At 68.1% G+C, this 6,590-nt stretch carries 7 protein-coding genes; 3 read left to right on the top strand and 4 right to left on the bottom strand.

Going from position 1 to position 6,590, the window contains the following annotated elements:
- The first annotated feature begins 7 nt into the window (after nucleotides 1–7).
- Together AC1D1G_RS21670 and AC1D1G_RS21675 are read left to right on the top strand one after the other, a co-directional pair.
- A complete protein-coding gene (locus tag AC1D1G_RS21670) occupies nucleotides 8–991 on the top strand; it encodes a cyclase family protein (protein ID WP_477953627.1) in 984 nt (327 codons plus the stop codon).
- 56 nt (nucleotides 992–1,047) lie between these two features.
- Complete coding sequence (locus AC1D1G_RS21675) at nucleotides 1,048–1,812, top strand: IclR family transcriptional regulator (protein ID WP_477953629.1); 765 nt, start codon at nucleotides 1,048–1,050, stop codon at nucleotides 1,810–1,812.
- A 52-nt stretch (nucleotides 1,813–1,864) separates the two neighbouring features.
- On the opposite strand, the gene AC1D1G_RS21680 is transcribed toward AC1D1G_RS21675, so the two are convergent.
- From AC1D1G_RS21680 to AC1D1G_RS21695, 4 genes are all read right to left on the bottom strand, one after another.
- Entirely contained in the window at nucleotides 1,865–2,584 is a 720-nt protein-coding gene (locus AC1D1G_RS21680; protein WP_477953630.1) for a maleylpyruvate isomerase family mycothiol-dependent enzyme, read from the bottom strand.
- Nucleotides 2,585–2,596: 12 nt separating this feature from the next.
- Nucleotides 2,597–3,424, bottom strand: coding sequence for a fumarylacetoacetate hydrolase family protein (locus AC1D1G_RS21685; protein ID WP_477953632.1), 828 nt, complete (start codon nucleotides 3,422–3,424; stop codon nucleotides 2,597–2,599).
- A gap of 7 nt (nucleotides 3,425–3,431) precedes the next feature.
- Entirely contained in the window at nucleotides 3,432–4,511 is a 1,080-nt protein-coding gene (locus AC1D1G_RS21690) for a cupin domain-containing protein (protein ID WP_477953634.1), read from the bottom strand.
- A gap of 63 nt (nucleotides 4,512–4,574) precedes the next feature.
- Nucleotides 4,575–5,381: an IclR family transcriptional regulator gene (locus tag AC1D1G_RS21695; protein WP_477953635.1), complete on the bottom strand. Its 807-nt coding sequence runs from the start codon at nucleotides 5,379–5,381 to the stop codon at nucleotides 4,575–4,577.
- Nucleotides 5,382–5,429: 48 nt separating this feature from the next.
- Here AC1D1G_RS21695 and AC1D1G_RS21700 point away from each other — a divergent pair.
- Nucleotides 5,430–6,590: MFS transporter (locus AC1D1G_RS21700; RefSeq protein WP_477953636.1), on the top strand; the 1,161-nt coding region annotated here is incomplete at its 3' end.

Consider the following 6,590-nt stretch of genomic DNA (forward strand, 5'->3'; position numbering starts at 1 on the left):
CAGGCGGATGAGCACGATCGGTGCCGACTCCACCTACGCCGACCTGTGCGCCCGCACCGACGGCGCCCCGGCCGGGTCGAGTTGGGGAGTCTTCGACAACCGGGACCGGGGGACGGCGAACTTCGCCGGCCCCGGGCAGGTCCGCGACGCCGCCACCCTGGTCACCCGGGGTGCGGTGTTCGCCCTCGACTATCCGCTCGGCGCGTTCGACCCACCGATGGCCCGGTCGCGCACGGCGCCGAAGCACACCATCGTCTCCGCGCACGCCGAATCCCGCGACGACCTCCTCGACGGTTTCTACCTGCAAGCCAGCAGTCACCTCGACGGATTGCGCCACCGACGGGTGTCCGGGCACGGCTTCTATGGCGGCATTCCCGACGACCAGGTCACCGAAGGGTCCCCGGCGCTCGGGATCCAGGCCTGGTCGCAGGACCCGATCGTCGGCCGCGGCTTGCTCCTCGACCTCGAAGCGCTTCACGCCGAACGCGGGCATCCCCTCGACCACACCCTGGGTCCGGCGCTCGACCCTGCCGACCTGGACGCCGCCGCGCAGCGCCAAGGCTGCGAGATCCGCGGCGGTGACCTGATTCTCGTCCACACCGGCTGGGCGCACTGGTACCTCACCGCCACCGACGACCAACGCAACGAGGTCCGGACCGGCCGCCGTTCCACCGGCTTCGCACAGAGCCGCTACCTCGCACAGTGGTTGTGGAACAACAAGATCGCCCTCTTCGGCACCGACACCTTCGCCGTCGAAGTTCTCCCCGTCCTCCCAGACAGCCCGTTCACGGAGTCCGCCCCCGAGGATGCCGGCATGATGCACCAGGAACTGATCGGCAAACTCGGTGTCCCCCTCGGCGAACTGTGGAACCTCACCGCACTCGTCGAGGACAGCCGCCGCACCCACACCTGGGACGCCCTGGTCACCGTCAAACCGCTCAACTTCGTCGGCGGGGTCGGTTCGCCCTGCAACGCGACCGCCATCCGCTGACAGGCTTATCGCACAATGATAAGTTTCATCGAAAGTAGGTGAATCGAGGAGGAAACATGGCGGCGCCGACCAACAACATGCGATCACTGGACCGCGCGTTCGACGTGCTCGGTGTCCTCCAGGAGGCCAAGCAGCCCCTGCGGCTCAGCGAAGTCTCCCGCCACGCCTCACTGCACGTCGCCACCGTGCAACGGATCCTCGGCGTGCTCCTCGAACGCGGGTACGCCGCCCGCATCGGCGACACCTACACCGCCGGGCCCGCTGCGCTCGCGGTCGCGCACGCGTTCATGGTCACCAACCCGCTCAGTGTCCTTGCCCAGCCCATGCTGCAGCAGCTCGCCGCGAGTACGGGGTTCACCGCGTCGATGTATGTGAAGGTCGAGTCCTCCCGAGTGCTCATCGCGCGGGTGGAAAGCGACCATCCGCTCAACTACATCCTCCCCGTCGGTGAGCGCCTGCCGCTCTACCTGGGCGGCGCCGGGAAGACGATCCTCGCTCATCTCGACACCGCGGAGGTCGACGAGATCCTCGGCGGTATCGGCGACATGGCATTGGCCAGCGGTGCGACCGTGTCGAAAGCGGAACTGTTCGCCCAACTCGACAAGATCCGCAGCGATGGCTTCGCCGTGTCGGTCAGCGAACGCCTCTACGGCATCGCCTCCGTCACCGCCCCGGTCCGCGCCTCCGACGGCACCCTCGTCGCCGTCCTCGGCGTCACCGGACCCGCCGACACACTGACCGACACCCAGATCGACCACCTGATCCCCGAAGTCCGTCGCGCCGCCACCACTCTCGGCACACGGGTACCCGTCGCCGGCTAGCCGGAGCAATGGCCAAACCTGCACGTAGTCAAGACATCATCGCCTTCGTCAATCAAAGCCAACGGGGCGGTTCCCCGACTTCACCGTCGATGTTCACGACGACGGTGCCGCGTCCGGCGGCCCACCGCACGACCGCGGCGAGGGGCCCGGACACCTTCTCGGCAGGCGGTGAATCCGGCTGCACGGCAACCGGTTCACCTCCGTCGACCGCGAGTATCAGGCCGGCGCCGAGGTCCTTCTTCTGCCACATCCCGACGATGTCGGTGAGCAGCGACTCGAGGACCACGTCGGGGAAGTCGCCGAACCGGCCGCCGTTGCCGAGGTCGACGGCGTGGATCCACACCTCGCGGGTGCGCATCCACGCCGTCTCCGACACCGGCACCAGACGGCCCTGCGCGGTGCGGACCTGCGCATCCCACGCCGAGGCGGGCAGGTTGCGCCACTTCTCGTCGAGCCGGGCGACGGTGTGGTCGAACAGGTTCCGCAGCGCCGCCGCCGACAGAGTGGCGCCCTCGGCGATCTCCCGGCCCCGCTGCTCCGGCGACGCATACATCGGGGTCTCCACGCCCGACGCGGCCCAGTCCAGCAACCGGCACAACGCGGCCGCGTTATAGCCGACGTGCGCCACCAGGTGTCGCCGCGACCACCCCGCCAACCCGGTCGGCTCGGACAGCTGCTCGTCGGACAGCTCGGCCAGGCGTTGCGCGAAGTACGCGGTGCCGCGGCGCGCGATCAGCAGCCGCTCGGACAAGTCGAGATCGTGGAAACCCACCGGGTGCACCCCTTATTTGACGATCGTCGTGTTGCGGACGGTGCCCAGGCCCTCGATGGTGACCTCGACGGTCTGCCCGTCCTGAACGTAGAGACCGGGCTTACGGGCGTGCCCCACCCCGCCCGGGGTGCCGGTGATCACCACGTCACCGGGCTGCAACGTCACGATGTGCGAGATGTACTCCACCAGCCTGGCCGGGGTGAACACCAGATCGTCGGTGGTGGTGGACTGCACCACCTGCCCCTCCAATTTCGTGACCAGAGTCCCGCCGAACGTGTACGAGTCGGCGGTCGTCAGGAACGGCCCGAAACCACTGGTCTTCTCGAACGTCTTGCCCTGATCCCACTGCAACGTCCGGTACTGGTAGTCGCGCATCGTGTAATCGTTCATCACCGAATACCCGGCGATGTACTGCTCGGCGTCCGCCTCCGGCACCTGGTACGCCTGCCTGCCGACGACGAACGCCAACTCCCCCTCCCAATCCAACTGGGCGGCGGCATACGAGGGGACGATCACGTCGTCGTACGGACCGGTCAACGCCTCCTTGAACTTCGCGAACAGGGTCGGGTACTCGGGCAGATCCCGGCCCATCTCCTGGATGTGGTTGGCGTAGTTCAAGCCGACGCAGATGATCTTCCCCGGGTTCGGGACCACCGGGGAATAATCGGCCCCGTCGAGATCGACGGTGGCACCGGACGCATTCGCCGCGACGGTTTTCCAGTCAGGGTCGGCCAGCAGGGCGGACAGGTCCGGGTACCCGTCGATGATCGTGGCGGTGGTGTCGGAATCGACGCGGACGGCGACGGTGGCGCCGGCGCGGCGCAGGGTGGCAAGCTTCATGGGATTTTCAGGCTCCTTCGGAGATGTACGTGCGATCAAAGTGCAGGCGCTCGACGATCGGGGCATCGGAGAACGCGAACAGGTCGAACTCGGTGTCGGCCTCGATCGACCACTCCGTCCAGGACGGGACGACGATCATGTCCCCCGTGCCGACCTCACGGCTCTCGCCGCCGAGGACGAACCGCCCGGAACCGTCGAACACCTGGTAGACGGTCGATCCGACGTCGCGGCGGGGCCGGGTGCGGGCGCCGACGCGCAGGCGGTGGAACTCGGCGCGGATCGTGGGCATCACGTCGCCGCCGGTGGTCGGGTTGGTGTAGCGGACCGCGGCGTGACCGGGTTCGGTGGTCGCCGCGTACCCCTCGTCCTCCAATGCCAGTTGCTCGCGCAGCGCGGCGTCGGTGTGCTCCCACCGGTACGCCGCGATCGGCGACGACGCCTTCGCGTCCAGCCCGACCAGCGGCCGCAGCCCCGGATGCGCCCACAACCGCTCCGACCGGGACACATCCGGGGTGGAGTCGTCGGTGACGTTCTCGGACCCGAATTCGAAGAACCCGGTGTCGGTGTAATGCACGAACGGGATGTCCAGGCCGTCGATCCAGGCCATCGGCTGATCGGTTTCATTGTGGTGACCGTGGAAATGCCAACCCGGGGTCAACAGGAAATCGCCGCGCCGCATCGCCACCGGATCCCCGTTGACGACCGTCCACACCCCCTCCCCCTCGACGACGAACCGGAACGCGTTCTGCGCGTGCCGGTGCTCGGGGGCCACCTCCTTCGGACCCAGATACTGGATGGCCGCCCACAACGTCGGCGTCACATACGGCACCCCACCCAACCCCGGGTTCGCCAGGGCGATCGCCCGCCGCTCCCCACCCCGGCCGACCGGCACCAGATCCCCGGCCCGCCGCGCCAACGGATACAACGTCGACCACTTCCACACGAACGGCACCGCCCGCGACGTCGGCGTCATCGGCATCAGATCACCGAGCTGGGTCCACAACGGATTCAGGTGCTCGGTCTCGAAATCGTGGTAGAGCTGTGTCAGCTCCGGAGCGTCGTCGACGTGCGGTTCGGTAGCGGTCATGGCGTCGACGCTAGGAGGGTCGGCGTCCCGACCGATAGAGAATTCTTCTGTCCAGAATTACCGTCAGGGTTCGAGGTCGGCGATGTCCACCTCGAGTTCGCGGATCGCGTTCTTGATCTGCGACACCAGCGGTCCCTGCGAGTGCTGCCGGAAGCGGGTGATGGGCACGGCCACCGTCAGCGCCCCGACGGCCGTGCGAGCCCGGTTCCGGATCGCGACACCGAACGCCGCGACCCCTTCCTCGGTCTGCTGCACGTTGACGGCGAATCCGACGGCGCGGGCGGCGGACAGTTCCCGCCGGAACCGCTCGAAGTCGTCGGGCGACAGGCGGCGGTCGCCCCACTCGCGGTCGTCGCCGGCCAGATCCGCGGGCCGTAGGTACAGCTGTTCGAGGGTCTCCTTCGGCAGTTCTGCCAGCAGAATGCGTCCTCCCGCAGTCAATTCCGCGTCGAGGACCTGCCCCTGCCGGTCGCCGACGCGCAACATCCCGGTCGACTCGGCGGACGAGAGGAAGCGCGCCTGGGTGCCGACGCGGATCACGAGGTTGACGGTCTCGCCGCACAGGATCGCGAGGGCTTCCATGTGGGGCCTGCAGAGGTCGGTGAACTCGCGGGTCCACCCGCGCTGGGCCGGGCCGGCGCCCATCGCCGACCCGGGGTGGTACATGCGTTTCTCGTCCTGAACGGCGAACCCTCGGTACACCAGCATCGCCAGCAGCCGGTGCGCGGTGGACGGCGCGATGCCGAGTTCCTCCGCAGCGTCCTTGAGCCGCAGCCCGCCGACGTCGCGCAGCATCTGCAGCAGGCGCAACGCGTTGTCGACGGACTCCAACATGTACGTCGGCTTTTCGATCGTTCGCTTCTTCTGCACAGCAGAACTTTATTGCACGGGAGCTGTGCGCCGCATCACCCTCGATTCATGCCCCTCACTGCCACCACTACGGTGCCGCCGACGAACCGTGTCGGATTGGACCGCAACGCCGCGATCGCCGTCGTCGTCTGCTGGCTCTTCGTGGTCTTCGACGGCTACGACCTCATCGTCTACGGCAACGTCATTCCGAGCCTGCAGAAGGAGTGGGGCATCAGCGCCGCGACCGCGGGCACCCTCGGCAGCCTCGCATTCCTCGGAATGATGATCGGCGCGGTGCTCGCGGGACGCCTCTCGGACGTGGTGGGACGCAAGCGTGCGGTGATCGGGTGCGCGATCGTCCTGTCCGTGTTCACCGCGCTGTGTGCGCTGGCGACCGGACCCGTCGTGTTCGGCGCGTTGCGTCTAATCGCCGGACTCGGCCTGGGCGGCCTCGTGCCCACCTCCAATGCGCTTGCTGCAGAACTGATTCCTGCGAAGTGGCGCGCCGCGGTGGCCACGATGATGATGTCCGGTGTTCCCATCGGCGGTTCGATCGCGGCGCTGCTCGGCATCCCCGTCATCCCGAACTGGGGTTGGCAGCCGATGTTCGCCTTCGCGCTCGTCCCGCTGATCCTGCTGGTTCCGATCGCGTGGAAGACGCTGCCCGACCACACTGCGGCGGTGACGTCGGCGGAGGTGCGGCCGGCAACCGGCTTCAGCGCACTGCTCGGTACCCGGTTCCGTTCCGTCAGTATCATGTTCGCGCTCGCCACGGTGGTCACCCTGCTCGCCTGGTACGGCCTCGGCACGTGGCTGCCAAAACTCATGCAGGGCGAGGGCACCGATCTCGGCAGCGCGCTCACGTTCGCCCTCGCTCTCAACCTCGGCGCCGTCGCGGGCTCGTTCGTCACCGCGTGGGGCGGCGTCCGGTTCGGCACGATCCCCACGAGCATCGTCGCCGCACTCCTCGCGGGTCTCGCCCTGCTGACGTTGCTCACCGCCCCACCCGTGGCGCTGGTCTACGTCATATTCGTGCTCGCCGGCGTCGGGACACACGGAACCCAGTGCCTCATCATCGCCGCGGTCGCGTCCTACTACCCCGATTATCTGCGGGGCACGGCCCTCGGCTGGGCGCTCGGCGTCGGCCGCGTCGGAGCCGTCGCCGCACCGCAGATCGGTGGCTTGCTCCTTGCCGCCGGACTCGGCGCGGATTCGAACTTCATCCTCTTC

The sequence above is a fragment of the Rhodococcus sp. P3_B8 genome, from assembly GCF_056402775.1.